This is a genomic window from Streptomyces sp. LZ34, from assembly GCF_053890475.1.
Genome location: NZ_CM132680.1, coordinates 7374452 through 7398848, shown reverse-complemented (window position 1 = coordinate 7398848; position 24397 = coordinate 7374452). Strand labels below are relative to the sequence as shown.

At 63.2% G+C, this 24397-nt stretch carries 24 protein-coding genes and 1 pseudogene; 4 read left to right on the top strand and 21 right to left on the bottom strand.

The window, feature by feature from the left end:
• Nucleotides 1-27: 27 nt before the first annotated feature.
• Nucleotides 28-1524: a MocR-like pyridoxine biosynthesis transcription factor PdxR gene (pdxR, locus tag ACWY4P_RS30705; protein WP_456203700.1), complete on the bottom strand. Its 1497-nt coding sequence runs from the start codon at nucleotides 1522-1524 to the stop codon at nucleotides 28-30.
• A 47-nt stretch (nucleotides 1525-1571) separates the two neighbouring features.
• On the opposite strand from pdxR, the gene ACWY4P_RS30700 reads away from it, so the two are divergent.
• The gene (locus ACWY4P_RS30700; RefSeq protein ID WP_456203699.1) at nucleotides 1572-2054 is read left to right on the top strand and encodes a carboxymuconolactone decarboxylase family protein; all 483 of its coding nucleotides are present in this window, start codon (nucleotides 1572-1574) and stop codon (nucleotides 2052-2054) included.
• A 1093-nt stretch (nucleotides 2055-3147) separates the two neighbouring features.
• On the opposite strand, the gene ACWY4P_RS30695 is transcribed toward ACWY4P_RS30700, so the two are convergent.
• Both ACWY4P_RS30695 and ACWY4P_RS30690 read right to left on the bottom strand, forming a co-directional pair.
• Nucleotides 3148-3348 carry a DUF397 domain-containing protein gene (locus ACWY4P_RS30695; protein WP_456203698.1) on the bottom strand — a complete coding sequence of 67 codons (201 nt, stop codon included), beginning with the start codon at nucleotides 3346-3348 and terminating at the stop codon, nucleotides 3148-3150.
• Complete coding sequence (locus ACWY4P_RS30690; protein WP_456203697.1) at nucleotides 3345-4217, bottom strand: helix-turn-helix domain-containing protein; 873 nt, start codon at nucleotides 4215-4217, stop codon at nucleotides 3345-3347. The genes ACWY4P_RS30695 and ACWY4P_RS30690 overlap by 4 nt, the downstream gene beginning before the upstream one ends.
• 184 nt (nucleotides 4218-4401) lie before the next feature.
• Here ACWY4P_RS30690 and ACWY4P_RS30685 point away from each other — a divergent pair, with 184 nt between their 5' ends.
• The 3 genes from ACWY4P_RS30685 (at nucleotide 4402) to ACWY4P_RS30675 (ending at nucleotide 6420) form a co-directional block, all read left to right on the top strand.
• On the top strand, nucleotides 4402-4833 hold the full coding sequence (locus ACWY4P_RS30685) for an ATP-binding protein (protein WP_456203696.1): 432 nt from the start codon (nucleotides 4402-4404) through the stop codon (nucleotides 4831-4833).
• An 809-nt stretch (nucleotides 4834-5642) separates the two neighbouring features.
• Nucleotides 5643-5882: a hypothetical protein gene (locus ACWY4P_RS30680; RefSeq protein ID WP_456203695.1), complete on the top strand. Its 240-nt coding sequence runs from the start codon at nucleotides 5643-5645 to the stop codon at nucleotides 5880-5882.
• Between the two features lie 103 nt (nucleotides 5883-5985).
• A complete protein-coding gene (locus ACWY4P_RS30675) occupies nucleotides 5986-6420 on the top strand; it encodes a hypothetical protein (protein ID WP_456203694.1) in 435 nt (144 codons plus the stop codon).
• Between the two features lie 551 nt (nucleotides 6421-6971).
• Here ACWY4P_RS30675 and ACWY4P_RS30670 read toward each other — a convergent pair.
• The 18 genes and pseudogenes from ACWY4P_RS30670 to ACWY4P_RS30585 all read right to left on the bottom strand — a co-directional run bounded on the left by ACWY4P_RS30670 (nucleotide 6972) and on the right by ACWY4P_RS30585 (nucleotide 22195).
• Nucleotides 6972-7172 carry a hypothetical protein gene (locus ACWY4P_RS30670; protein ID WP_456203693.1) on the bottom strand — a complete coding sequence of 67 codons (201 nt, stop codon included), beginning with the start codon at nucleotides 7170-7172 and terminating at the stop codon, nucleotides 6972-6974.
• Between the two features lie 338 nt (nucleotides 7173-7510).
• Nucleotides 7511-8068, bottom strand: a pseudogene (locus tag ACWY4P_RS30665) (glycoside hydrolase family 25 protein); the annotation flags it as partial.
• Nucleotides 8069-8076: 8 nt separating this feature from the next.
• Nucleotides 8077-8310, bottom strand: a complete 234-nt coding sequence (locus ACWY4P_RS30660) for a hypothetical protein (protein WP_358846408.1) — start codon at nucleotides 8308-8310, stop codon at nucleotides 8077-8079.
• A gap of 11 nt (nucleotides 8311-8321) precedes the next feature.
• Nucleotides 8322-8720, bottom strand: coding sequence for a hypothetical protein (locus ACWY4P_RS30655; protein ID WP_456203692.1), 399 nt, complete (start codon nucleotides 8718-8720; stop codon nucleotides 8322-8324).
• 12 nt (nucleotides 8721-8732) lie between these two features.
• A complete protein-coding gene (locus ACWY4P_RS30650) occupies nucleotides 8733-11480 on the bottom strand; it encodes a hypothetical protein (protein ID WP_456203691.1) in 2748 nt (915 codons plus the stop codon).
• Nucleotides 11481-11482: 2 nt separating this feature from the next.
• Entirely contained in the window at nucleotides 11483-13615 is a 2133-nt protein-coding gene (locus ACWY4P_RS30645; protein WP_456203690.1) for a phage tail tape measure protein, read from the bottom strand.
• A 155-nt stretch (nucleotides 13616-13770) separates the two neighbouring features.
• Nucleotides 13771-14184: a hypothetical protein gene (locus tag ACWY4P_RS30640; RefSeq protein ID WP_456203689.1), complete on the bottom strand. Its 414-nt coding sequence runs from the start codon at nucleotides 14182-14184 to the stop codon at nucleotides 13771-13773.
• Nucleotides 14184-14630 carry a hypothetical protein gene (locus ACWY4P_RS30635; RefSeq protein ID WP_456203688.1) on the bottom strand — a complete coding sequence of 149 codons (447 nt, stop codon included), beginning with the start codon at nucleotides 14628-14630 and terminating at the stop codon, nucleotides 14184-14186. The genes ACWY4P_RS30640 and ACWY4P_RS30635 overlap by 1 nt, the downstream gene beginning before the upstream one ends.
• Before the next feature lie 53 nt (nucleotides 14631-14683).
• Nucleotides 14684-15094: a hypothetical protein gene (locus tag ACWY4P_RS30630; RefSeq protein ID WP_456203687.1), complete on the bottom strand. Its 411-nt coding sequence runs from the start codon at nucleotides 15092-15094 to the stop codon at nucleotides 14684-14686.
• Between the two features lie 14 nt (nucleotides 15095-15108).
• Nucleotides 15109-15843 (bottom strand): hypothetical protein, encoded by a 735-nt coding sequence (locus ACWY4P_RS30625; RefSeq protein WP_456203685.1) that lies wholly within the window; start codon nucleotides 15841-15843, stop codon nucleotides 15109-15111.
• A gap of 1 nt (nucleotide 15844) precedes the next feature.
• Nucleotides 15845-16288, bottom strand: coding sequence for a hypothetical protein (locus ACWY4P_RS30620; RefSeq protein WP_456203684.1), 444 nt, complete (start codon nucleotides 16286-16288; stop codon nucleotides 15845-15847).
• Nucleotides 16289-16297: 9 nt separating this feature from the next.
• Complete coding sequence (locus ACWY4P_RS30615) at nucleotides 16298-16888, bottom strand: phage gp6-like head-tail connector protein (protein WP_456203683.1); 591 nt, start codon at nucleotides 16886-16888, stop codon at nucleotides 16298-16300.
• Nucleotides 16889-16900: 12 nt separating this feature from the next.
• Nucleotides 16901-17092: a hypothetical protein gene (locus ACWY4P_RS30610; RefSeq protein ID WP_456203682.1), complete on the bottom strand. Its 192-nt coding sequence runs from the start codon at nucleotides 17090-17092 to the stop codon at nucleotides 16901-16903.
• A 71-nt stretch (nucleotides 17093-17163) separates the two neighbouring features.
• Nucleotides 17164-18387, bottom strand: a complete 1224-nt coding sequence (locus tag ACWY4P_RS30605; protein WP_456203680.1) for a phage major capsid protein — start codon at nucleotides 18385-18387, stop codon at nucleotides 17164-17166.
• A 162-nt stretch (nucleotides 18388-18549) separates the two neighbouring features.
• Complete coding sequence (locus tag ACWY4P_RS30600; protein ID WP_456203678.1) at nucleotides 18550-19215, bottom strand: HK97 family phage prohead protease; 666 nt, start codon at nucleotides 19213-19215, stop codon at nucleotides 18550-18552.
• The gene (locus ACWY4P_RS30595) at nucleotides 19208-20431 is read right to left on the bottom strand and encodes a phage portal protein (RefSeq protein WP_456203676.1); all 1224 of its coding nucleotides are present in this window, start codon (nucleotides 20429-20431) and stop codon (nucleotides 19208-19210) included. Before ACWY4P_RS30595 ends, ACWY4P_RS30600 begins: the two co-directional genes overlap by 8 nt.
• Before the next feature lie 11 nt (nucleotides 20432-20442).
• The gene (locus ACWY4P_RS30590) at nucleotides 20443-21987 is read right to left on the bottom strand and encodes a terminase large subunit domain-containing protein (protein ID WP_456203675.1); all 1545 of its coding nucleotides are present in this window, start codon (nucleotides 21985-21987) and stop codon (nucleotides 20443-20445) included.
• Complete coding sequence (locus tag ACWY4P_RS30585) at nucleotides 21953-22195, bottom strand: hypothetical protein (RefSeq protein WP_456203674.1); 243 nt, start codon at nucleotides 22193-22195, stop codon at nucleotides 21953-21955. Before ACWY4P_RS30585 ends, ACWY4P_RS30590 begins: the two co-directional genes overlap by 35 nt.
• Nucleotides 22196-24397: the final 2202 nt, after the last annotated feature.

The window sequence follows — 24397 nt, the reverse complement described above, 5'->3', positions numbered from 1 at the left end:
CGGCCCCTCAGAGAATCGCTGAAAGCCTCACACCGGAAGTACCCGGCACAGCGCCTCCAGCGCGCCCGAGAAGGCGTGGTCGGGCGGGGTCCCGTAGCCGACCACCAGCGCGTCGCCCAGCGCGTCGCCGGGCTCCTCGCCGGGCCGGGCGGCTGACGCGTACCGGTAGCGGGCCAGTCCGTCCATCGCCAGGCCCTGCCAGGCCGCGCCCTGCACCACGGACGCCTCGGTCCCCGGCGGGATTTCGAGCACCGCGTGCAGCCCCGCCGCGATCCCCCTCACCCGCACCTGCGGGGCGCGCTCGGCGAGCGCCGCGACCAGCTGGTCACGCCGCCGTCGGTAGCGCAGCCGCATGCCGCGCACATGGCGGTCGTACGCCCCGGAGTCGAGCAACTCGGCGAGCGTCAGCTGGTCAGGTCCGGCCGTCGGCCACTCCCCCGTCCCCTTCGCCGCCAGCAGCTCGTCCATCAGGTGGCCGGGCACCACCATCCAGGCCAGCCGCAGCGCGGGGGCCAGGCTCTTGCTCGATGTGCCCAGGTAGAGCACATGCTCGGGGTCGAGCCCCTGGAGCGCCCCGACCGGGTTGCGGTCGTAGCGGAACTCCCCGTCGTAGTCGTCCTCCACCACCAGCCCGCCGGTGCGGGAGGCCCAGTCGACCACGGCGGCGCGGCGGTCGGGGTGCAGGGACACCCCGGTCGGGAACTGATGCGCCGGGGTGAGCAGTGCGGTCCGTACGCCGGTGAGCCCGGCCAGCTCGTCGGTGCGGGCGCCGCGGTCGTCGACCGGCAGCGGCACGGTGCGCAGCCCGGCGCGCCGCATGATGTCCCAGTGGAGATCCAGTCCGTACGACTCCACGGCCACATGGCGCTCGCCCGCGGCCGGCAGCACCCTGCTGAGGACGGCCAGGCCCTGTTTGAACCCCGCGCAGATCACGATCCGCTCCGGGTCGGCCCGCACCCCCCGGGCGCGCGCCAGGTAGTCGGCGAGGACGCGGCGCAGCTCGGGCCGCCCGCTCGGATCGCCGTACGCGTACGCGTCGTGCGGCGCCGCCGTCAGGGCCCGCCGGGCGGCGGAGAGCCAGGCCGCGCGGGGGAAGGACGAGACGTCGGGCGAGCCGGGCCGCAGGTCGTAGGTGGGGCGGCGGCGCGGCCCGGCGGTCGGCGGGGTGCGCGGGGGCGTGGGTTCGGGCGGTACGACGCGCCGGGCGACGCGGGTTCCCGAGCCCTGCCGGGCGGTGAGCCAGCCTTCGGCGACCAGCTCGCCGTAGGCGTCGGCGACGGTGTTACGGGCGATGCCGAGGTCGGCGGCGAGCGAGCGGGAGGAGGGCAGCCGGGTGCCGGGGGCGAGCCGGCCGCCGCGTGCGGCGTCGCGCAGGGACCGGATGAGCGCGGCGCGCACCCCGGCCGCGCCGCGCTCCGGCAGGTCAAGCTGGAGATCCAGATGCAGATCGGCGCCGAGCCCCGACGGCGACCGCGAGGTTTGAGGGGTCGGGGACTGGCGGGAAGTGGCCCATGAATCCTCCATGGAAATGGACCATACCGCTGGGCTACTGACGTCCTAGCGTGAGAGCCGTGACAACCACCGACGAGACACCCCGGAACACCCACGAGCACGGCCCCCGCATGGGGCTGGCGAAGCTCGCCCCCGAGTTCTACAAGGCGATGGTCGGCCTCGACGCGGCCGCCCGTAAGGGCCTCGACCCCTCCCTCGTCGACCTCATCAAGATCCGTGCGTCGCAGATCAACCACTGCGCCTTCTGCGTCCATATGCACACCCGGGACGCGCGCAAGGCGGGCGAGACCGAAGAGCGCCTCTACCTCCTCAGCGCCTGGGAGGAGGCGACGGGCTTCTTCACCGAGAAGGAGCGGGCGGCACTCGCGCTGACCGAGGCCGTCACCGTGCTGACCGACGGCTTCGTCCCGGACGAGGTGTACGAGCGGGCGGCGGCCCACTTCCAGGAGGCCGAACTGGCCCAGGTCATCGCCGCGATCATCGCCATCAACGCCTGGAACCGCATCGGCGTCACCACCCGCGCTCTGCCGCTGCAATTCTGACACACGACCGCCACGCCCGGTAGCTACTCGTCCGCAACCCGTGTTCGCCCAGGTCGGAGCAGCAGAGTCAGCCTCGCGCGCTGCCCTTCCGTGAGGGGAGGCCACGTGTCGACCATGCGCCGGATGGCGTCTGCGGTGGCCTGGGCCCTGTCGTCGTCCTGGGCCTGCGCGTCGACCTGAGCCGCGCCCCCGCCCGCCCTGGGCGCTGAACCGCCGCACATGGCCCCCGCGGCGCCGCCTGAGCCGTCCCTCAGCATCTCGGCGGCGCCCCCTTCCTTGGGCGTATGCGATGACGGTTGACGGCTCTGTGTCGCCTGCGAGGGGTTGAGTTCCTTGCTTTCCTTGTCCGTTGTTGTGCCGGTTACCTCATGCACGGATGCAATGGGGACCACCCTCATCCGATGTGAATTCCAGTAGCGATCATTTCCGCATCTCGCACTTCCCTTTTGAGGTGACGTCGCAGTGATGCGGAATCGGCGCGCGTCGCCCAGTGCGGGGCAAGACATGCGCCGTTGCGCTTTTCCTTGATGGCCGCCAACTGTGCCCATCGCTCACGCCGTGCCCCGACTCAATCGGGACCGGTAGGCGCATCGTCGCGACGCCATGTCCTAGCGGCATACCGGTGACAATCTGGCCGCCGACCCTTGGGTCATCTGGCGACGGTTCTTCCAACCGGCCTCAACTATGCGGATGTCCGAAACGACATGATCCGTTCGGAAGGCATCCACGGTGGTCTCAGGTAAACCACGTGTCAAGGCCGTCTTTGCTACTTACCTAGAAAAAAATCTGATGAGCCATCAAATATCCGGCCTGACCTGGGCAGTTGGGGAAGATTTGGTCTCGCGTTTAGCTTTACACATATCCGGGGACTCACGGAAAGTTAGGCGCAGCTAACCATCCGTGAGCCTCGCCGCAGGCGCTGCGGGCAAGGGGTGAAACGGCCATCCTCACCCCTGCGCGAGGCTCCGCCCGACCGGCATCCGAGGCGCCCGCGAGGGCCCGCACAGGGGGCGCCCAGGGCGAGCGGACGGCCGACGACACGACAGGGCCCCCGGCAAGCCGTTGCCGGGGGCCCCTCGCGCTCCTGCACTGCCTAGCGGTCCAACTGCCCTGCCTTGACGTCCAGCAGGAATGCCTGCCATGCCGCGCCTGTGAACGTCAGATGCGGTCCGCTCTGATCCTTGCTGTCCCGTACGGCACGGCCATGATCGGCCGTTTCCGCAACCTCTACACAGTTGTTTTCTGGGCCGGAATACGTCGACTTCCGGTAGGCCCCTATAACCTCAACGGTCATTTTTCTTCCTTGCTGTTCCGCAGGACGCGCCGGATGAGACGTGAACTTTCATCCGGTGCCAGTGCTGCCGATCGTAGCTGGTCAAACGCGAGAGAGTAAGCGGTAAGGTCCTCGGCTGCTTCGAGGATGGACGACCCGCGCAGGTTATCCAACGTGACCGCTTCCACGATCGGCTCAGCATCGAACGAGAAGCACGAGAAAGCGGAAGGCATACCCGCCTTCGCTCCCGCAGATACGGGCAACACCTGTAGCGTCACGTTTTGCCGTTTACCCACTTCGAGCATATGGGCTAGTTGCTCTTGGTGGATTTCAGGCTTCACAATCGAGTGAATTATTACCGGCTCCCAGATGATCGCCGCATAGTTTGCCGCGCCCTCCCTCTCTTCGATCTTCGCTTGTCGGTCTTCCTTTACCTCCACTAGTTTCGTCACCTTGTCAGGATCGATGAAGACATGCGAACTCGTGATAATCGCCTCAGCGTAGGCAGGGACTTGCAGTAGCCCAGGGATCAGAGAAGGTTGCCACTCTCGAATAAAGGTGGCGTCATCCTCTAGTGAAATGTGGTCGAGGTAATCCGACCGTAGGTGCGCCGCATGCTCAAGCCACCACCCGCGCCGGTTGGCGTTCTTGGCCAACGTTTCGAGTTTTGCGCCGACTTTGGGGTCATCGATGCCATAGGCGCCCAGCAACACGCGAATTTCCGGGATTCGAGCGGTTACATGCCCGCTTTCAATTCGGCTGACCCTGGCCTGATGCACCCCCAGCACTTCGGCCGCCTGCGGCTGGTCGAGTTTGGCGCCGAGTCGGTACCTCTTGAGCGCTGCGCCGAGTCGCCTACTGCGCACGGTCGGCCGTCCTCCTGCGGGCATCGCTTCCCCTCTCATCGGGCACCCATCGCGTCTCGGGCACAACTGTAGGGCTTGCTGCCACGATAGAGGTACGCACAGCATGTATGCATCGCGACATGCTTGCGAACCTGTCGACTTGGGCCCTAGCCTCGTGTACGCGCCGCTACGTGGCGCGATCTTGACGCACAGTCAGGGGGTAGCGCAGATGCCCACTACCGCTACGGCGGACCAGCGACGAGACACCTTCCGTGTCTCCAAACACAAGCGCAGCGTCCCGGATGCACGAATCCGGGTGCGGAAGACCCTTGCTGACTGGGGAGTTGACGGCGATCTTGCCGACGACGTCACCCTGTCGGCTGACGAACTGGTGTCCAACGCGATCAAACATTGCCGCATCACGTTCGCCGAAATTGAGATCACTGTCTCTGTTCAAGGTGGCGCCTTAGTACTTGAGGTGTCCGACCCAGACACAGAGAAAATTCCCCGAATCCGGATCGCCACCGACGACCAGGAAAACGGGCGCGGGTTGCTACTCGTTGCTCGGCTTGCGGAGTCCTGGGGGTTCAGGTCCAGGACATACGGAAAATGCGTCTGGGCGCGTTTCGTGATCGCAAAAGAGGTCACGTGTACCGACTGAACTACGGCAAGCGGTCAGAGTCCTACCGGACTAGGACGCAGGCGATACGGGCCATGGCCCGTGTGGTTCGAGAGTTGCCGCTAACCCGCGGCGAGCGTTTCGCTTTCGACCGCTGGTACACGACCCACAATTACCGCTCAGTGGCGCTAGAGCTGTACCGGGGGCACAGGTACGAAATGCGGATATCCGTGGCCGGTGAACGGCGCTTATTCGCGATCGATCCGCCCCAGCATCCGACGCGCCACACCCCCCAGATTCCCGTTACACGGCAGGAAATCACCGTGTAGCGGGCGCAAGAGGACTCCCAGCATGCGCCCCCGTCGCGGCTGGTCGAGTCCCGCGCAGGGGCCCCGCAGTCTCCGCAGGGCCGGGGCCCCTGCGTCCCAACACAGAAGCGCCCCGGAACGGCGGGCAGAGCCGAACCGGGGCAGCCAACAGAAAGGGCTGTTGACCGTGTTAGACCTTATCGTTCGCTTGCTCGCCTGGGCCGTGGCTTTCTGGCCACCTCGCCCGCGAGGCAGGCACAGGAAGGGCGCCCAGGCGCCCGCCGGCCGACCGGCGCCGGTAGCCGCTCCCAACCGGCCGATGCCGGACGTATGGCCCCCCTGCGTCGAGTCTGGGCGCCTGCGCCGCGAAGCGCGGCACGGCAGGGCCGAGCCACCGCCCGCGCCCCCCTCAGAGCCGTCCGCAGACTGGCTAGTCATGGGGCCGCTCGTACGGTCCCACGTGATCGAGCACGACAGGCAGCAGCGCGCCGCAGCGCTCCACACGGGCGGACAGGCACCAGGGCCGGAAGGGGCGCGGCGCCCATGACCGAACACGCACGGTCGGCCGACGACTCATCGACCGAGGCTGAATACCACCCCATGACCGCAGACAGTGACGCGGTACAAGAGGCAGTGAAAAAGGCATGGGGGGCATTCATCACGCATGCCGCACTGTGTCACGACAGTTGCCTGACACACGGTCGTGACTGTGGTCATGCCGCATTGCTGCGGGAGAAATGGCGCGCGGCACGCGCCAAGATCGGCGAGACCGAAACAAAGTGATGCCCCCGACGGCTGCCATTCCGGGGCGCCGCGCGGGCGCTGGGCAGTGAACCATTAAACGCAAAAGTGCCCCCTCGCCCGGTAAAGGGTGAGGGGGCACTTTATGAGCACAGCAAATCACGTTGGGGGAAACGCAGTGGAGCCCATGCGTTGCAGTTGGTTTCAAATGATCGCCGAGCGCCTTGATGAAGCGATCGACATTGAAGCCCGCAAATCGCAACACCTCACTGACGAAAGGCTGCGAACCGCAGCGGAGCGAGAATTGAAAGAGGGCAAGGCAGTCAAAACCAAGACCCTCAATGCCCACGTGGATGCCTGCCCCGTGTGCGAGCCGCTGCCGAAACGCCCCGCTCGGTGCCAGCTATACACGCATCAAGCCGAGCGCTTGGGGAAAAGGCTGGGGGATGCAATTCAACAGGAACGGGACGCGACTACCGGCGTAGAAAGGGTTAGTGCTCAGCTAGTCGTATCGAACGCGTACATCCAGAAACAAACAGCTCTCGTAGCGCACGTGGTGCGTTGCTCCATGTGCGAGTGACCAGCCGAAGCGCAACCAAAAACGCCCCCTCGCCCACACAGAAAGGCACGCGATGCAAACTCGGGAGAAACCACCGTTCCCCTGCGACGTCTACAAAGGGATGTCCGCAATGCTCGACGAGAGAATAGCGCACTACGACCGGAGAGCCGCGAACGCAGGCGGAAATGTGGGTGTCGCGAGACTCGCGCTCTCGCTGGCAGCGAGCTACCAGACAAAGAAAGAGAATGCACTTTCCTCGCACGCGGTGAACTGCCGCAAGTGTTCAGGACCCCCGCCGCAGATTGGGACTGTGCGCTGCGATGCGTATGCACGGATGGCAAGGCATTTCAACAAAGAGGTTCACATGTGGAGTGAGCGAACGAGGAAAGCGAGGGGGCGCCAGGACAAGGAAGAAATGACAGAGGCGCAGGGCAAGGCAGAGCAAAGGAAGGAAAGGTACCTAGCCTTGCATGTGGCGGAATGCTGGGAGTGTGGGTAAGGGACACCAGCAATAAAGAAAACCCCCTCAAGCCCTACGACAGGGCCTGAGGGGGTTTTCGCGTGTCCTGGGCCTACTTGATGCTCGGCTGCGTCCGGTCGCCAACCGGCTTCGCCAGTACGCCGTAGAGCGCCCGCAGGGCCGCGCCTGCGGCTGCGCCGAGCGCTCCGCGAGCGAGGCTGTAGCCGGACGCTCCCCAGGCCGTCAGAAAGGCAGCCAGGGCCGTAACGGCCGTCTGTTCGGCGAGGCGCATCACGTACGCGTACGTCTTCATCACTGTCCCTCGCTCCCACCGTCGGCGAGCTGCACCACGATGGCCGTGAGCGCGTCGAGCCGTGCCAGCACAGCGCCCAGGGCGCGCCCGTTGTCGGCCGCCTGGGCCTTGACTGCGCCGAGCTCGACGCGCAGCGCCCGGACGCCGTTACCCGCGTCCTTGAGCCAACTCTGTGCCTGCCAGGTCGGATTGGTCTTGCGGTCCGGGGCAGTGTCCGGCGCCGCAATCTGGTCGAGCGTCCATACCGCGTCGTGTACTTGCTGGGCGGTGAGAGGCACGGTGCTGTCTCCATTGCTGGGCGTGCTCGGGGCTGGCTTGGAAGGGGGCGCCGGCGTGACCCCATCAGCCCATTTCTTGAGTGCCGCGCGGTCCGGGAAGTTACCGACGTTGCGGTCGATGCCCCCCGCGCTTGAGTACTGGTGAAACGTCCAGGGGTGTCGGATGTTCGGATGTCCCGCGGGCCGGTCGGGATCGGCAATCCATAGGCCGTCGCCCGCATAGGACGTGGTGTCACGCGTCGTCCAGAAGGAGCGATTGCAGTACAGCACTACTCGGCATTGTGGACGCAGGCGCTTCACTTCCCGAATGAACGTGTCTTTCTCGGCGTTGCTCGGGTAGGTGCCGTTTGTGTTGCTCTCCCAGTCGCAGGCCAATATGTCGCCTGCGCGCTCGCCCGCCTGGGCGACGAAATAGGCTGCCTGTTCCTTGGGGTGGCCCTTGACTAGAAAGTGGTAATAGCCGACGACTAGACCCGCATCGCGAGCTCGCTTAGCCTGGGCGGCCATCTTGGGGTTGGTGTAGTTGGTTGATTGGGTCGCCTTGACAAAGACGAAATCCAGTCCCGCGGTTGAGTATGTGGCGCTCTGATAGGACGCAACGTCAATGCCCTTTATCATGCCTGCCCCTACTTGAGTACGGCGGTAATCACGGCTGTGATGACGGATGCGAGGCTGAGAATCGCGGCAGTAGGCAGCGCATGGCGCCACTTTTCGAGCGAGGCTATCCGCTGGTCGTGGTCGATGGTGCCGTGACTTTCCAGCACGCGTATACGCCCCTCGTGGTCCTCCTGGTGCCGCAAGACCAGGTCTAGTTTCGTTTCGATGCGGACCAATAGATGGGCTTTCAGCGGGTCCGGCACTAGGTGCCCCCTTAGCTGTCCACGATGAATACGGCGTGCAATCGGATGTTGGCGTTTGTGTTGATGTTGTCCGTCGCTGTTCTCAGCGTACATATTCCGTCCGTGCCCATCACGAAAGCGCCGGATTCAAAACCGCTGTCCCAGAAAAAATCAGTCGTGCCTACCGTGGGGCGCCACCCTACGGGCATAGTGCAGATCTGAACATCATTGATATTGCCTGTGGTTGCTGGGATATCGGCGCCCGTGCGCTGAATGTTCGCGTTGAGCTCGATAGCGTTGCCGACCCGGTAGCCGGTAAAGGTGGTCACCGTGAATCCGGTTGCAGCCACGATTCCCGATGTGGTGGTGGTCGGCGTGTCGTCCAGCAGACGCGCAGCCGTAATCAACATTCCGGCTTTCCATGCTGTCATTCGTGCACCCCCTCAGAGCGCAACATAGGCAGGCGAGAAAAGACGCACAATGGCGCCCGCAGATTGGGCCTTAGACACTCCGTTGACCGACCGGACAACCGTGAACGTCTGGGGCGACGTCGAGCCGCTAATAGCGGTCACGGTCATGCGCTCGCCCGCCATGAGGACGTCAAAGGGAAAGTCTGATGGATAGGTGACAGAGTCGGCCCACACGGGCCCCGAACCGGTCGCAATGCTCAGTGCCGTTGCGGTTGCGGTCACGCCCGTGGCCAGTGTGCTGCCTGCCGTGTCCGCACGTGACGTGCCCACCTGGGCGACGTGGGACCACGGACCCCCAGGCGTGCAATTGAAGGTGACGTCCCAGTCATAGACGCCAATCACTTCCGTATATCCCTGGGCTATCAAGTCGATTTGGTCGGGAGGTAGCCACGGGGGAGGGTTCGAAATGGTGATGCGGTCACCCACGTCAACGGCCGTTACGTCCTCTGTGAGGCTCACGCCTGCCGACAGGTCAACGTGCACCGTCGGATATCGCGCCTCATCCCAGGTGCCCATATAGATAAGCCATTGCGCCATCTGTGCCGGCTGGTCGTCGTCATAGAAGTTGATGTCTTTCGAATCCTGATATCTGCCAACACCGTTGGGCGGGGCCTGAGTGGATAGCGGGCCGACGTCGAGCGAGGCAACCGCAGACGTGCCATCTCGGCGCGTCACGGTTACCTCATTGCGTAGGTACTGGTCGTCATCAGACGGTTTGAACGGCGGTGAGATATGCCCGGCCGTCGCGTAGTTCAGCGCGAGGCGTACGGGCTGGTTGTAGAGACTGGACGTGTCCCGGTAGATCAGTCCCGTATTAGAGCGCTGCTCGTAGAGAATTCCGCCGTCAGCTTCGGCAGCGTCGCCCAGGATGTCTAGCACCGTAGCCGGTTTTTGCGGCCCGACAGGCGCCTGTATTCCAGGGTTTCCGAACAGCGCGAAAAGGATGCGTTCCTCGGCGGTGAGACGGACCATTCGGGTACCGGCCGTTTCCCCACTCAGGCCGATGTCGACATTTTCATAGGCACTTAGCTGCTGAGGTGAGAACACCGCTATGTGCCCCAGGCCCATGCCGCTTAGGTCTTGGCTAAACCCAGTCTCGGGTGAATGCACGTCGAGGACACGGCCAATGCTGCCGCTGTAGGTGTTGGACGCGCTGCCGCCAACTCCACCCACGTTCGCCCATTGCGACGTGTACGTGACGGTGCCGCCACTCGCCGACAGGCGGAATTGCCAGCGATTCCACCGACCGTCGTATAGGTCACTACCCACGGCGTAGGTGTCATTGACGATTACCGCTCCGTCTTCATCTGTGCCGAAAATGCGGGCGGCACCCGTAGAGAGCTGTAGAGCCCATTCCCGTACCGTCCCGGAAGACGCAATCTTCATGACACTTCGGGGTGTGGCGGTAACGGAACTCAGGTTGTAGACGAATTCCACGTGCCAACTTGTCGGCGTGCCGGATGGGCGAGGAACGGGCCCGCGGAGAATGCTTGTGTTGCCTACGGTCGGCAGCGCAGCCGAGCCAGCCAGCGTATCGACCGACGCCCAGGTGAAGCCGACGGCTTGCATATCCGGGACGTCCTCAATCGGCGAATACGCTTTAGTCGCGCTCGCCCCTTCCTCCATAGGCCAGTACGCCAGTGGCCCCATTGTGGGGATGCGCCGTGTCAACGTCGACTTGATAGGCGAAACACCTTGTGTCAGCCTGCGGAGCAATCCCGCAGCCGTGACCTGTGTGTAAACGTCCTGCCCTGAAACGTCCCACTCAGTAGGCCACTCGCTTACCTCGCCCACAAAACGGATTTGCCGGTTAGTGATGGTGGCGCCGCTTTGGGTCGTCCATGTGCGTCCGGCACTGTCGGTAAACGATGTGGTGCCCGTGGCCTGCGCGCTGAAATCCGGGTTGGCAACGACCGTTCCGGCTATGCCGCTGCGTATCTGGGCAGCGTGGATTTTCCCGCGGCTGGCACTGAAAGCGAAATAGGTCTGACTGCCCAGTTGCACGGGGCCGGTCGAGTTGAAAATAGACGTGGTGCCCGACGCCGTGACAGGGTCCCCAAGCTGCGCCCATGTGCCGCCCATGCTCGACGCCGTGTAAAAGGTGGCTGTGCGCCCGCCTGCGCCGTTGTCGACGTCGAGTGTGACGCGTACGGCCGTCCTCGTATCCGGCCCCGCAGGCAGCGGCAGCGTTGAGCCTGCGCTAAGTACGGTACTTCCGTCCGGGCTCCACTCGAAGTAAAGACCATAGTCACGGACTGCGAGCATCCACGACTTATTTCCTGCGGGGCCGAGTTTGGCGACAAGAACCGTCGTGTTTAGCGTGTTGGTTTCCGGTGATAGCCAGTTAGTCAGCGTGCCATCAACCCGGATGTCAATGTCTCCTGTGATGTCGAGGGCGGAAACGTCCGGTGTGCTCGCGTACGCGCTCGCCCCCTGCGGGAGGTCAAGGGCATTGCTGCCTGCCCTGACGCTCACGCGCAGGGGAGTATTCCGGCCGATCTTCCCGTAATAGGCGCCTGTCGGGTTGCGCGGGGAATACTTGCCGTTGCGGTTGTTGAAAGTCACCGTGCACCGCGATGGGTCAACCTGGTCGCCCTGCGCGGTTCTGCCTCGCGTGATGGTGATCGGGTCCCGCAGATAGCAATCCGCGGTTACATCCGTCCAAACACTGTTGATGAACAGCTCGACCGTCGTATCAAGCGGAGTGGTCGGGAATGCCATAGCTACCCCCTTCCTAGAGCGCGTTGGACGTTGCCCCCGCTTATGTGCTGGATTTCCCCGCGCAAGTGGTCGATAAGAATCGACGCCAACACACGGCCGTCAACAACCAGATTCGCCTGAATGGGGCGCATGCCTGCGCCGGCCTGCGATATCGACTGGGCGCCTATTCCCCCCGCGCTCGACGTCGGCGAGGCGTACGCCAAAGCATCCGTCATTGCCTGTCGCGCATCGTCAGACTTGGACGTGATGCCCTGCGCTAGGCCCGTCATCATCGACTGCCCGCTGTAGAGTGTCCAGCCTCGCCCGGAGAAGGGACCTTCTTTCGCTGGGGAGAATGGCAAGAGGTTCCGCGCGGAGCTGAGCACGTTGGAAACGGCATTCTTGACGCTGCCTGCCATCGCTTTGATTCCGTTGACGAGACCCCGGATGATGGCTTTTCCCGCGCCGTACAGGAGACTCCCGAGGTTTCCTATCGCGTTCTTTATCCGTCCGGGCAGTCCGCGGACCCATGAGACGGCCGACGACGCAGCGGACGTAGTGCCGCTCTTGAAACGGACCCATGCGCCGTGGGCCCTGTTGTATAGCCCAGTAGCGAGACCAGCGATTGCACCGAAAATCCTGCCCGGTACTCCGCTTATCCAGCTGATGACTGAGGTGAATATAGAGACAGTCTTGCTCTTGATGTTGCCCCATTGCCGAGACACGAAGCTTGCCGCGGCCCCAATCGGCTTGGTGATTATCGACTGAATCATCGGCCAGATCGATTTGACCCAGTCAAAGACAGCAGAAATTGCCCTCTTGATGGCGCCCCACGCTATAGACCAACCCTGTTGCAGCCATCGGGTTTTGGTGGCTATCAGGACGATGGCAGCGACCAGGGCGACAATGCCAACGACGATCCACGTCATGGGGTTGGCCAGCCATGCGGTATTGAGCGCCCAAGTCTCCGCGGTGAAGATCGCAGTAACTGCCCCAGCGATGGCGGTATAGGTCGCGTAGAGCTTTTGAGCGATGCTCACCGCGATGACCGCACCCGCCACAATGCCGAGCACTACGGCAAGAGGCTTGAAAACCCCCTGATTCTGCATAGCGAAACTAATGAAACCGCCGGAGATTGCCGCAAGCTTCATAGTCGCCTGCCGCTTGAACCTTTCGAGCGCAGCCGCAGGGTTATCGCCAACAGTCTTAGTCATCTTGTCTGCGGCGCCGGAAACCTTGCCCAATGCCTGTACGGCGCTTGAGGGGTCCAATTTGTAAAGGCTCGCGCCTAGATCCTCAGCCTGAGTTCCGAAAAGGGCGACTGCGGCAGCCTCGCGCTTTACGGGGTCATGGATTCCGCGCAACTTGTCGAGAGTGAGATCAAGGGCCTTATTCGCACTGGAGCCGCCCTTGCCTATCTGCGCCGCCATCTGGCCTGCGTTGAGCCCAATTGCTTTGAAGCCCGCCGCGGTGGTAGTGCTGCCATCAATAGCGCGAATGGAAAATTCCTTGATGGCGTCGGCCACCAAATCGGCGTCACGGGCACCGGCCTTCAGCCCCTGCGTAAGCAGACCCGTAGCCATCTTGCCGTCAATGCCGAATTTGCGGAATTGGGTACCATATTCATTCATGGTATCCAAGAGGTCGTCCGCTTTATTCGCTCCGGACTGGAATCCGCGCGTGAGGATGTCTAGGGCTTCATCGGCGTTTCGGGCGAGGCCAGTCTTAATCATCTGGCCGACTGCGGCAGTCGTCCCGCCTAGATCCTGGTCGAAAGTCTGAGACAGTGCCAGAACCTTTGTCGTGACTCCCTCTAGCCCGCCCTCGGCATTCTTGGTGTCCCCGATGTTTTGATAGACACCCTTGATTGCCTCATTTACGGTTGCGGTCGAGTCGCCCCACGCATTCCCGTAGATGCGCGCGGAAACCTTGGAAAGCTCGGCAGCCTTAGCCGGACCGACACCCAACTGTGCGGCCAACTTCGCATTGGCTGCTTCCATGTCGAGGTTCGCGGCTACACCTACGCCGAGCGCTGCCGCAACTCCCGTCCCGATGGCTGCGGAAGCGGTGGCGAACTTCTCTTTCATGGTGGCCAACTGACCACTAGCCTGATCGCGGGCAATCAGATTGAAAACAAGGCTTGTGTCCGACGCCACGGGAAATCACCCCCCCTAGCGCTGGTTGGCAAGCTCTTGTATTTCCTTCTCGTACTGGTCGAGCGCGTCACAGACGCAATCCGCTTCCTCGACCGTGAGTAGCGACCATTCCCACGGTCGTATGCCGAGAACTTTTGCGGCTAGCGCGAGGTGTCTCATTCTGCGACGGGCGAAAAGGCTTTTCCCGAGTCGTCCGGATCGTCGTACGCGTCTGCCGCTTCAGCCTCGAACTTTTCCAGCACCGTGGCCAACTGATCGCCGGAAAGGCGCTCTCTGGCGTCGTCCATCATCTGCTGATACTCGGCCTTAGAGAACTCTAGGCGCACTTCATCCCAGGCGAAATCGACGTCATCAAACTTGATCTTGCCGGGGTGATCCCTCTTCAGGAACATGAACAGCAGCGCTCGGCGGCACAGGCTATTGCCCTGTAGTACGTCTTGCGTGAACTGCGAGAAGTTACGGTCCGTGTGCCGCTCCAACATTTCCCGCTCGGCAGACATGAGCTTTTGCGGTACGTACTTCCAACGGGTCGGCTCATCCTGCCCCGCAGGGTGATACACGAAGAACATCAATGCGCCCTTTCCGCTATCCGCCGCGCCATGTCTTCCATGGCCCTGAATATCGCCTCGCGCGCCTGGGATTCAACGCCGTTGAACGCATCATCGAACCAACCGATTTTGCCGAACTGGACGCGCCACCGGTCATTGCCGTACGACTGCGTGCGCCACCCTTTACGGGACTGCGTGCGCTTCGGTGCATTCGAGAAACCACGGACGTTAGGCGTGCGCCTTACCCGGACCCGCGCGCCAGTCCTGCGTGCGGTCAAGTCGGCTTGGGGCTTGATGCCCTTAGCGATGGCCGGGCGGAGCGCGGGCGAGGCGCTGGAGCCGTGCGAGGGGATTGATAGGGCCGCATTGCTCGCGCCCTCGGCGTAGGGCTTGACTGCCTCGCGCAGGCCCTTAGCTAGGTCCCTGCGGAGCGCTCGGCCGTCTTCCTCCTCGCGCAGGGCACGCACCAGGGCCCGTAGCCCTTCCTGAGTGACTGATACGTCGACAGGGGAGTCAGGCATTAGGACGTCGCGCGGGTGACTGCGCCACTGGTCGGGAAGCTCACGGACTGACTTGCTTCATCGCCGACTCCGCCGGAAATGGGCTTGAGCTCTTTGACGAGCACGTTGCCCGTCCACTTGGGGTTACTCGTTCCGACTACGGCCGACGTCGGGCGTACCTCGAACGCGACAACCGCGCCGAGCAGCGGCCACAGAATGGCGTCGAGCGCGCCCGCGGCGAAATCCTGCTTGAACTCGATCCCAAGGGTTCCGGACTTGAGGCCCCCTATAACTACCTTCCATCCCTGCGCCCCATAGGTGGTGACGTCCTTTTCCTCAACTTCCACCCCCACCTCAGCCTTATTCGTGTAGGCGCTAAGGTCCGTGCCGGCGAGGGAAAGATATTCTGACGTAAGAACCATGAATGCCATCGCAGTTCACCCCTTTACCTAATGCCGTAGGCGATAGCGAATAGAAAAGATGGGCTTGTGCCCGTGATAGTCCACTTGGGGCGGAACCACGTATCCGTTATGGCGCTGCCGCTCGACCGCAGGATCTGCCCGCTAATGCCGGTTGCTTGAGGGAACGTGAGCTGCGTTGTGGCCGACGCGAAACCGGCTGCGTCGTCGCTCTCTATGGCGACGTCGAGCGTCGGCGTAGTGCCTGCGGCACTGAGCACATGGAGCGAGGCATAGAGCCGCTGTCCGGCCGCCACGGGCCCCAGGTTGGCGCCTGGGCCTGTCCCGCTCGACGTCCGGGCAGTGGCGGGGTTGTGGGCCCACTGTCCGCGCACAAGGGGCCACGTGGACACTGCCTTGCCCTTCCATGGGGCGACGTCGCCCACGGTGCCCATGGCGCCGTATTCAGTGCGGAGCGCGCCCAGGACGTACGCGACGTCGCCCACGGACGCGCCCACTGGGCCGATCGACCATGGGCCGGTACCGCCGAGCTGCGCCCACGACGCGTCATCAACGCGGCTAGGGTCGCCCGCCTCCCAGAATCCCTCTGCGGAGATCTCGGCGGACCCAAGACCGCCCATTACTTCCTTCCAACCCCCAGACCCGTAGGTCGTCTTGTCCTTTTCCTCAACCTCTGCGGAAAGCTCGGCCTTATTCGATGCGCCGGTAAGGTCGCAGCCCACTGCGAACAATCGGACATTGGTTAGGGTCAAGAACGCCATTTCATGCCCTCCCGTCGCCTATCACGTCGATGCTGAGTTCCGCGCCCAGGTACTGAGTTCCGGCATGCTCGTAGAGCCGTAGGCCCTGAACTCGTGTGACGCGTAGGTCATGGGCGTATCCGCCGAGTGCGGGATTTCCCGCGGGACCGCGCGCCGCTTCAATGGCGCTTTTGAGGGATGACGGTCCGGCGCCGGACAGCATTCCGTCAAGCAGCGATTGTCCCGACATGTCATCGGCTCGACTGACCAGGACGCGCCCCGTAAAAGCGATGGTGTCGAGGGCGCGATTCATGACCTTGTCGTATTCGATGGTGTAATCCGCGATGAAAAAGCAAGGCACGTTGACGCCATCGGGGATGAATCCGGTGCACGTGAGGGAAGTATTCGGCAGGCTCACGGCCGATGCGGCCGACGCAAGCTGTTCGCGGATACTGGCAATGTCCACGATGCCCCCTCAAAAGCCCGGTAGAACAAAGTGCTTGGTGAGTTCGTAAACGTCGGGGTCAACGCGCCCCATGCGGACAGCGCCCCATTCCGCGGACCCTAGGATGCCCTCGGGGGAATCCTTGCGCTTATAGAGACGCAGGGCCTGAATGGCGGTTGCCTGCGCTATCTCGTCTGGGACCGCCGGCCAGCCCCACAGCGCAGTTATCTGTACGCGTGCCGTTCCTCGCCCCCAGGTGCCCGCAGAACGCAGCAACCCGGTTATAGGCTCCCCGCGGGCGAGCGCGTTTTCCGGCTGCGTCTCGTAGTCGGTAACAGGCATGTAGGCGCCGCCGACGCTGCCCGTTGCCACGACCAGACCCGCAGCACTCCCGATGTCGTCCACAATCAAGAGCTCGCCCGACTCACCGCATACGGTCCGACCCTGGGGGTTATAGGTGCGGAGACTTACGGCAGCGTCGAGCCAAAACCGGCGCCCAGTGTTGCGGTCGATTCCGCGCGACGCTGCCGCTATCGCTGTGGTCAGCAAATCGTCCCGTGTGGCGTCAGTGCTGTTGAGGGCGAGTTTCAGCGTCGCTAGGTCCGTGTATTCGGTGGCCACGACGCCACCCCCTTAGCGCATTTCCGTGTCGTCCTTACGGGGTGTCGCCTTTTCTACGGGGGCGCGGCCCTGTACGCGCTCGGCCATGCCGCTAGCGCAAAGCGCATCCCCTTCATCGTCGGGAATGGTGATGATCGTTCCTCGCTTCGGCCAGGGCTTTCCGTTGCGCAGGCCGGACACGTCGCCCAGCAATCGAATTCGCATGACTGCCTCTCACATATGGGTGTACGAGCGAGGGGCCCCACGCGGGCGCCCCCTCGCTCCGGTCGTTCTTCTCAGGTGGCGCCGCCCTGGAAATACTTGATAGCGCCGGTAAGGTCGACAAGCGCCCCGTCCGCCCGCATGAGCGCCCGGAAAGTCACCAGGTCCGAGTCAAAAGCGAAATCGTCGCTCCGCTCGAAACGGATACCACCTGCGAGGCGCACGAAGTACTGAGAGAAGTCCCCGAAAATCAGAGACTTTGCGCCGAGCCCAACCGCGGCAACGTTGGGGTCAATAATGACCGGCTTACTCAGCAGCAAATCGGGGGCGCCCGCAACTAGCGCAGGCTGCCAAATGTACTGCCCCGTAGAGTCCTTGAGCTTGCGAATGGTCGCCGCGGTCCCGTCCGACATCATCCAATTGCACGATGCCGACTGCCGATACGGAGCAATCACAGAGTGGAATACGGAAATCACGTAGTCCGCGCCCTGCCCCGCAGTCGTCTGCGCGCCGAAACCCCCATTGATCCCGGTTGCGCCGGTAACGCCCATGGTGGCATCCGTGACCACGCCGCGCGGCTGCGCGGTGCCTGTGCCGACAATGGCGTGAACGCCGAAAGCGTTGCCGAGCGCTCGCCCTGCCTGCATAGAGAGATAACCCTCTAGGTCGACACCGGTATCTGTCAGAAGTTCCGTACTGGTCTGAATCTTCGTGCCGTACTTGTAGGCACCCAGAGGGACGGAACCGAACTGCGGCTCACTCGTCGGAATAGTGCCCGCTTCCGGTGTGAGTGCGCCGGTGCTGTGGGCGGTGGTCTTGGGCACCGGGATTGTCTCGCCCGATGTCGTGTTGAGGACTGTTACGCCCGCCCGCAGAATTGCGCTGTTTTCGATCAGATGCGCCATGAGCTTGTTGTAAAAACCCTGCGGGACTGTGGCGGAGCCTGCGGGCGCCGTGAGCTTAGAGAGGGCACGCATGTCGACAGGACCACTCGGGGCGACGTCGAAAAAGCGCCCGCGCTCGCCCCTCGCCCAGGACCTGAGTTCATCCGAAACGGTCGGCTGAGTCGCAGGGTTGGGGCTACTCCCGCGCTGGTCTCCGCGGCTGAGAAGTGCGCTCGCTTCCTCTGCCCGCTGCTCCTGCTCCTGTACTTCCTTGATTCGCTCATCGCACCGATTGATTTCGGTGTTGAGCGCTTCCCACTTCTGGTCTTCCTCCGCGGTAAACGCGCGCTTCTCGTCGGCCGCGCGGTCCGCAAGTTCCTTGGCTTCGTTCCACGCGCGCAGGCGCGTCTCCATGAGCCTTTTCACGATTTGGGACATGGCTATGCCCACCGATTCCTTATGTCGCTCTGGAATTCAGGTGGGTTTCGCCCTGCCTGGTGTCATCGATATTCAGTTAGCAGGATGGGTTGCGCCCTGTCCCGATGTGGTGCTGTTACCGCCTCGCCTGCGGGTGGCTTACGCCTGCCCGTTGTGAGGTGCGTTGCGGAGCGCGAGGAGAGTTACCCGCGCTTGCTGGGGAGTTGTGCGGTGCGGTTCGGCCGGCCGGTCGGTGCGGGAGAACAGCTTTCGCAGTTCGTCTCGCTCGGCCAAGTCGCGCACGTCGGCATATGGCGCGTCCATCCGGCGCGCGAGGGAACGCAACCCGGCCGACGTGTCCGGGTATGCCGGAACGTTCACGGGGGCTACGTCAACGAGCTGCACGCGTAGGAGAGTGCGCTTAGGGAACCCCTGTGTCGTCTGCGCCCAGTCGTCCTCGATGGTCCTAAAAGCAAACGAGCTTTTCTGTACGTCGCCACGGGCGACCAATTCGAGGACATCGGCGCGAGTGCTCGGGGGTGTTACTTCGTAGGCTAGGCCGGTGTCGTCAATGGTCAGTGTGAGGGTTTCCGCGGCCACCGTGCCAAGCAAAAGATTATCGTCATGGTTATAACGCGCCATGACGTCGGGCCACCCGTCCCCGCGGGACTTGTTGAATGCGGTTGGGTCTATGTCCTCCACGAATCCGCCCAGATTGGAGGACTCTTTGCGGAACACCGCCGCGTATCCGGCAATCCGCTTTCCGTCGTCTGTCGCTCGTACCTCGGCCGGAATCTTCGTGTACCGGCGCTCAAGCTCACGCATCGCGGGTCAACCCCCTTTCGCTCATGAGCAATTCAAGGAACGCGTCAGCTTCCGCGCTACGGGTGGCCTGCGGCTGCGGAGTGTCTACGAGTGGCTTATAGATCTGTCCGGCCCCGTTCGGCAGGGGCGCGCGGTTTTCCATGGCTCTGATGTCGTCCACACACAACCACCCCTGATCAAGCGCCATTCCGTATGCCTGATAGCGGGTAAGAGTGTCGGTCCGGATCATCGCGTCACTGTTGAAACGTGCTTGTTCGCGTCCGGCAATCTGTGCCGACAGGGCCGACTCAATGCGCACCAGCCACGGGCGGAGTGTGATGGAGACCAGATCTATGGACTCTTGCTCAACCGTCGAGTAGGTCATAGAGCCGCCCGCCTCGCCCCCGACTTTCCCCGGAGGAACACCGTAGATCGCCGCTATCTGTGTGGCATTGAGTCGCATGGTTTCGATGAACTGCGACTCTTCCGGGTTGACTTGAAGCGCGGAGAAGTCCCAATCGTTGCCGAACACCATCGGCTTACGACTGCGCATGGCAGCCGATAGCCGATTCTGGATTTCCTTGGATTCACCCGGGTTGATCGTCTTAGCGTTGTTCTTCATCGTGGCGGGCGGAGTGCCGCCGTTCTCAAACCAACTCAGGCCGTACTCGGTGGCCCTGAGGCCAACGCCGATTGTCTGGGCGAAAGCTTGGATAGGTGAAAGCCCCACCACGTATCCAGGCATGACGACCCACGGGATGTGAAAGACATCCTCCCGCGGTAGCTCGAAACCCCTGTAGTAAAACTTGGGCCTTACAGGGTCCGTCTCGTCAACCCACACATCATCGGGGTAGAGCCATTCAATCCGTGTGGGATAGTCGAACTCGTCGCGAGAGGTGATCATGCCGTAGGCATTGCCCCTCGCGCACAGGCTGATCACGCACTTATGCAGCCACTGGAATAGGTTGTCCCGTACGGCCGGCTGGAACAGCAATTGAGGCAAGTACTGGTTTGGCTCACGGGTTGGCCCGTTCCGCATGAACGTCTGTATGGGCAGGCTCGCTATCGAGTCAGCGAGGATGCGCCAACAGGCGAACAGCGGGATAAGGCTAGTCGCTGCCTGCGCGCTTACCTGACTTGGGCTAGGACCCCCGGCAACCCACGGCAACGAGGTAATCGCCCGCGACTCCCATACGCGGGAAAAGGCGCGGCGGACCGCCGCGGTAAACCGGGACATCCTTACGCTCCCTACAACACAGATTCCAAAACGTCGTATTCGCCCTGGTCGACAACATCGCGCCGCCGGAAAAGCGCCCATAGCGCATTGGTCGCAGCGACCAGGGGGGCAATGTCGACGCTCGCGCTACGGCTGCGGCTCCATGCCCAGGCGTCCCCCAGGGGGCGAGTGCGGGCGCCATTGAGCGCGCCGGTTAGTTGCGGCTGGTCGATGTGCACGACGGTGCCGCGCCGTATGGCGTCGGCCATCTGCCCGCAAGCCACCGCCACATCAGGGGTACGCAGAACCGCTAGGTCGCCCCGTAGGGGCCTGTCGGCATCCTCGGGGGGTGTCATGCCGTACGCCTCAAGCTCGCCCAGGAGAGAGGCAACAGGCCCCTTTGAGTCGATGCCTATCGCTACGGGGTTCCACAGGTCCCGTAGTCGAGCGAGCGCGGGAGCAACCCAATCCGTACCGGGGCGCCTGTCCACTAGCTCGACGTGCACCGCGCCATCTGGCAACTCAGCCACTGCCGAGATTGACGACCAGTCGCGCAGGGCCGACACCTCAACCGCGAACGCCAACCGGTCTGTTACGGGTTTCGAGTCCGGACGCGCGCAGCGCTTCCATTCCTCGCGCGGCACATTTGGGTCTGCGGGCGGTCGAGCGGTTTTCGTGCGGTTGAGATACGCGCGGTCAAACTCGGATTCGTCGAGGGATTCAAGCTCGCTGCGGATTGTTTCTTCCGTGACTGTGTGGCCGAGCGCCGGCATGCACATTCGCCACGTTGCTGGATCACTGCGAGGCAAATCATCGGGTGCGTACCACTCGAAATAACAGACGCTCGGCCACTCGCCGGTTAGCCATGCCCGCTCGATTAGTTCACGTCCGGATTTCCGCTTCTCATTGAGAAAGCGACTGTCCTGCGTGCCGCCCGCGCTCGCCCACCAGAGTTGCGCATTGGGGCGCGTGAGCATCGCAGGGGACATTGCCTGTTCCACCCGGTCGTCTTTGTGGGCGAACGCTTCATCAATCACGCCCAGGTCGAGCGGCGGACCGTGCCCCGCTCGTTCCGTCGTGCTGGTGATGCCCAGGCGTGAGCGAGTGGCCTTCCAGATGATCGCCTCATTGCCCGTAGTTTTTCGCGGGTGATACTTCCCTTTGAGGCTGGACGTGTCGAGCTTGGCAAGAAATTCGTCTTCCCATCGCTTCCGGGCATCAATTCTCGTCTGCGCGGTATAGCTGACGTTCTGGCCCGGCCACGCCATGATGCGATGCACCATGACCGTCAACACGGTTTCCGTTTTCCCCTGTTGCCTGGGGACCGACAAACCCACCTTGCGATAGACCAGCCGCTTAGTCACGGGGTCGAGTTCTAGGGCGACGTCGAGCACATAGCGTTGCCATGGCATCGGAGTGCACCCGAGCGCTTCCATGATGCGCGCTGCCTTACCGCCCAGCGTCGGACGCGCCCAGTTGCGAGGAGTGCCCCACCGTGGCGCGCATTCCAGCCCGTACGCCTCGCGCAGTTCTTCGGCGTAGTCAGTCGGGGGCGCCCAGGTCGCCAAAGACGTCATCGCTGCCCCCCGCGTGTCCGTCCGTGAGTTGCTGGAGAGCGAGACGCAATTCCCTACTGAGCGCGGCCATTTGGCGCCCCTCTGGCCCACCGCCGAAGTCGAGTTCCCGCGCCACTCGGTAGGCCAGTTCGGCCAGGGTCTTTTCCGTGCCGAGCAATTCGCCGAGTGCTGCGACGTCTGCGCGGATGGCCGTTTCGATCGGGCCCATGATCAACCCCCCGGAATCGGCCTCGCACAAAAAGAGAAAAGTTGGGCGTGGGGCTGAGAAGGCCCCTCACCAAAAAATCAGATGACGGAGCGCGGAACACTCTGACCTATTGCTTCGTGTGCACATGGGCACATGGCGATAGGCCAGAGCGTTTGCGCCTCGCGTGCCTGCCGCGCCCGGATGGCAGGAAGGTGGCAGCACTCACGCAAGCCTGGGGCGGGCGTGCTCGGGCGCGTCCTGGTCGTGGCCGACGTCGAGCCGCGCGGCTATCGCCGGTACCAATCGATTGACGTTGTGAGCCTGTCACCGTATTCGCTGGGCAGGCGTGCGCCTTTCTCATTGTTACATTTCCTCAGGCACACGGGGCAGCCGCGTACGCCGTGAATGGGGGCGAGGTTATCCCGCGCATAAGGGTCGCCCCCTTTGCTCACGGGGATGATGTGGTCCGTCGAGTCGGCCCCGCCGTGCCCGCACCATATGCACGTGTCTGATTCGGCGAGCACGCTTGCGCGGGCTTGTCGGTAGGCGTATTCCGTGAGTTCCTTACGTCCGGTTATCGCGCTCACCCCCCGTAGCCGTATCGCCTGGGCATGAGAAAGGGCCCCGGTACCGTGGGAGGATCACCGGGGCCCTAGCCCTGCGTCCGGGCATGCCGGACGTGCGACCATCTTCACTCTCTGACCCCCACGGGGTCAAGGACGAATTTCCGCGCGGGTGGTGGTGCGGGCAGGGGCGGGCAGGCACCGCGCTCGGCGCACTCGGGCGAGCATCGATGCCGATACCGCGGGAGTTCGTCTAGGTCCCAGCGTGCGCCCCAGTGTCCGCGTGTGCCGTGTCGAGTAATGCGCCCCTCGCTCGCCCAGCGATAAAGCGTGCCTCGGGGGCGACGCGTCCAGCACACTGCCGCTTCCGTGTCGACTAGGCGCCGCCTAACTTCGGTGTTCATTGAGGAAATCCTCTATCTCCTGCCACGTGTATTCGGTGCCGCATGGCGACGTCTCGTCTATCCAGCCGATACAAACTGCCTTGTTCTTCTGAAGACTTAGCATGCCCCCGCATCCTCCACACACGGCACCACGTATGACGGATGATGGGGGTACGTCATAGCCGAGCATTTGGCGCGCTCGGCGTACGGCGCTCGATAGTTCGCGCCGGATATCGCGTATCAAGTCGAGCGCATCGAAGTTGCCCGGCAAACCAGGGTCTACCCGTGTGCCGGATCGCCCGTCATTGTCAGGTCCTGTTGTCTGGTCGGCTATGGCGTTCTGCAACTGTTCTATGAGTGGTGGGTGATGCACTGTCTTAACGCGCCGCTCTGTGACGCTGGGGCATAGACACATAGCCCAGCGAGGGTTGTTCTCCGTGCACTCGTCTGTGTGGTTGGTAAATCGCAAGTCGTATTCCACACGCTCATCAAATCCGCGTGTGAGCTCATCGGCCAGAGTCTGTATGCGTTCTAGGTCGCGGGACATTACCTCTCATCCTCCGGGCACTGGTCGTGCACTGCCCATATGTAGGTTCCGCATTCAACGCCCCAATAAAGTTCGTCGCTGTTGATGGTTCTGCGGCACTGTGCGCAGCGTCGGGGCCTAGAACGGGGGTGGGTCGCAGCGCTCACAGCAGCGCGGCTCTGTGCGCCCGTGTGAGACGTCTTTGAGGCAGAGCGGGGGCCCTGGGGCCCAGTAGCGCTCACACGGGCTGAGGGAGGGACCTGGGGCGCCGGACGGACGGCCGTAGCGTCCATGGGGTGTCCGCCGCAGGCATGCTCGCCCAGGAGCTGCGCGCCGCGCTCGACGTCGCCCAGGCGCGCGGGGGTGAGCGCCTGGGCACGGCCTGCGTACTCGACCACTCGGTAGACGGTTCGGCCGGCGACCAGGAGCGCCCGCAACGCGTCGAGGCTGAGGGGCGCCGTGTCCACCCCCGCCCAGGCGCCGCCGACCAGACAGGTAAGCACCCAGGTGCCGCAGCGAGCGCACACGGCCAGTGTGGGGCGAGTGTCGACAAGGTACTGAGACACGTCAAGCGATCTTCCTTTCTCCTGCCTGTCCGGCTGTCCTGTCCCCACCTGTCCTCCCCCTAAAGGGGGAGGACCGGACGGACAGGTTTTGGCAGGCGACGGACAGTTTTGGAAAACCTGTCCGGGACAGGTCTGACCTGGGCAGATAGGCAAAACTGTCCGCGGACAGTCGGACAGGTCGAATG

Bases quoted from the DNA above. Each gene is read 5' to 3' on its own strand.
- ACWY4P_RS30600 (WP_456203678.1), bottom strand. From the start codon at position 19,215: ATGCGTGAGCTTGAGCGCCGGTACACGAAGATTCCGGCCGAGGTACGA.
- ACWY4P_RS30670 (WP_456203693.1), bottom strand. From the start codon at position 7,172: ATGAAGACGTACGCGTACGTGATGCGCCTCGCCGAACAGACGGCCGTT.
- ACWY4P_RS30685 (WP_456203696.1), top strand. From the start codon at position 4,402: ATGCCCACTACCGCTACGGCGGACCAGCGACGAGACACCTTCCGTGTC.
- ACWY4P_RS30595 (WP_456203676.1), bottom strand. From the start codon at position 20,431: ATGTCCCGGTTTACCGCGGCGGTCCGCCGCGCCTTTTCCCGCGTATGG.
- ACWY4P_RS30605 (WP_456203680.1), bottom strand. From the start codon at position 18,387: ATGGAGACGCGCCTGCGCGCGTGGAACGAAGCCAAGGAACTTGCGGAC.
- ACWY4P_RS30690 (WP_456203697.1), bottom strand. From the start codon at position 4,217: ATGCCCGCAGGAGGACGGCCGACCGTGCGCAGTAGGCGACTCGGCGCA.
- ACWY4P_RS30650 (WP_456203691.1), bottom strand. From the start codon at position 11,480: ATGGCATTCCCGACCACTCCGCTTGATACGACGGTCGAGCTGTTCATC.
- ACWY4P_RS30640 (WP_456203689.1), bottom strand. From the start codon at position 14,184: ATGTTCTTCGTGTATCACCCTGCGGGGCAGGATGAGCCGACCCGTTGG.
- ACWY4P_RS30630 (WP_456203687.1), bottom strand. From the start codon at position 15,094: ATGGCATTCATGGTTCTTACGTCAGAATATCTTTCCCTCGCCGGCACG.
- ACWY4P_RS30625 (WP_456203685.1), bottom strand. From the start codon at position 15,843: ATGGCGTTCTTGACCCTAACCAATGTCCGATTGTTCGCAGTGGGCTGC.
- pdxR (WP_456203700.1), bottom strand. From the start codon at position 1,524: ATGGAGGATTCATGGGCCACTTCCCGCCAGTCCCCGACCCCTCAAACC.
- ACWY4P_RS30695 (WP_456203698.1), bottom strand. From the start codon at position 3,348: ATGACCGTTGAGGTTATAGGGGCCTACCGGAAGTCGACGTATTCCGGC.
- ACWY4P_RS30590 (WP_456203675.1), bottom strand. From the start codon at position 21,987: ATGACGTCTTTGGCGACCTGGGCGCCCCCGACTGACTACGCCGAAGAA.
- ACWY4P_RS30675 (WP_456203694.1), top strand. From the start codon at position 5,986: ATGAGCACAGCAAATCACGTTGGGGGAAACGCAGTGGAGCCCATGCGT.
- ACWY4P_RS30610 (WP_456203682.1), bottom strand. From the start codon at position 17,092: ATGCGAATTCGATTGCTGGGCGACGTGTCCGGCCTGCGCAACGGAAAG.
- ACWY4P_RS30655 (WP_456203692.1), bottom strand. From the start codon at position 8,720: ATGACAGCATGGAAAGCCGGAATGTTGATTACGGCTGCGCGTCTGCTG.
- ACWY4P_RS30680 (WP_456203695.1), top strand. From the start codon at position 5,643: ATGACCGAACACGCACGGTCGGCCGACGACTCATCGACCGAGGCTGAA.
- ACWY4P_RS30585 (WP_456203674.1), bottom strand. From the start codon at position 22,195: ATGGGCCCGATCGAAACGGCCATCCGCGCAGACGTCGCAGCACTCGGC.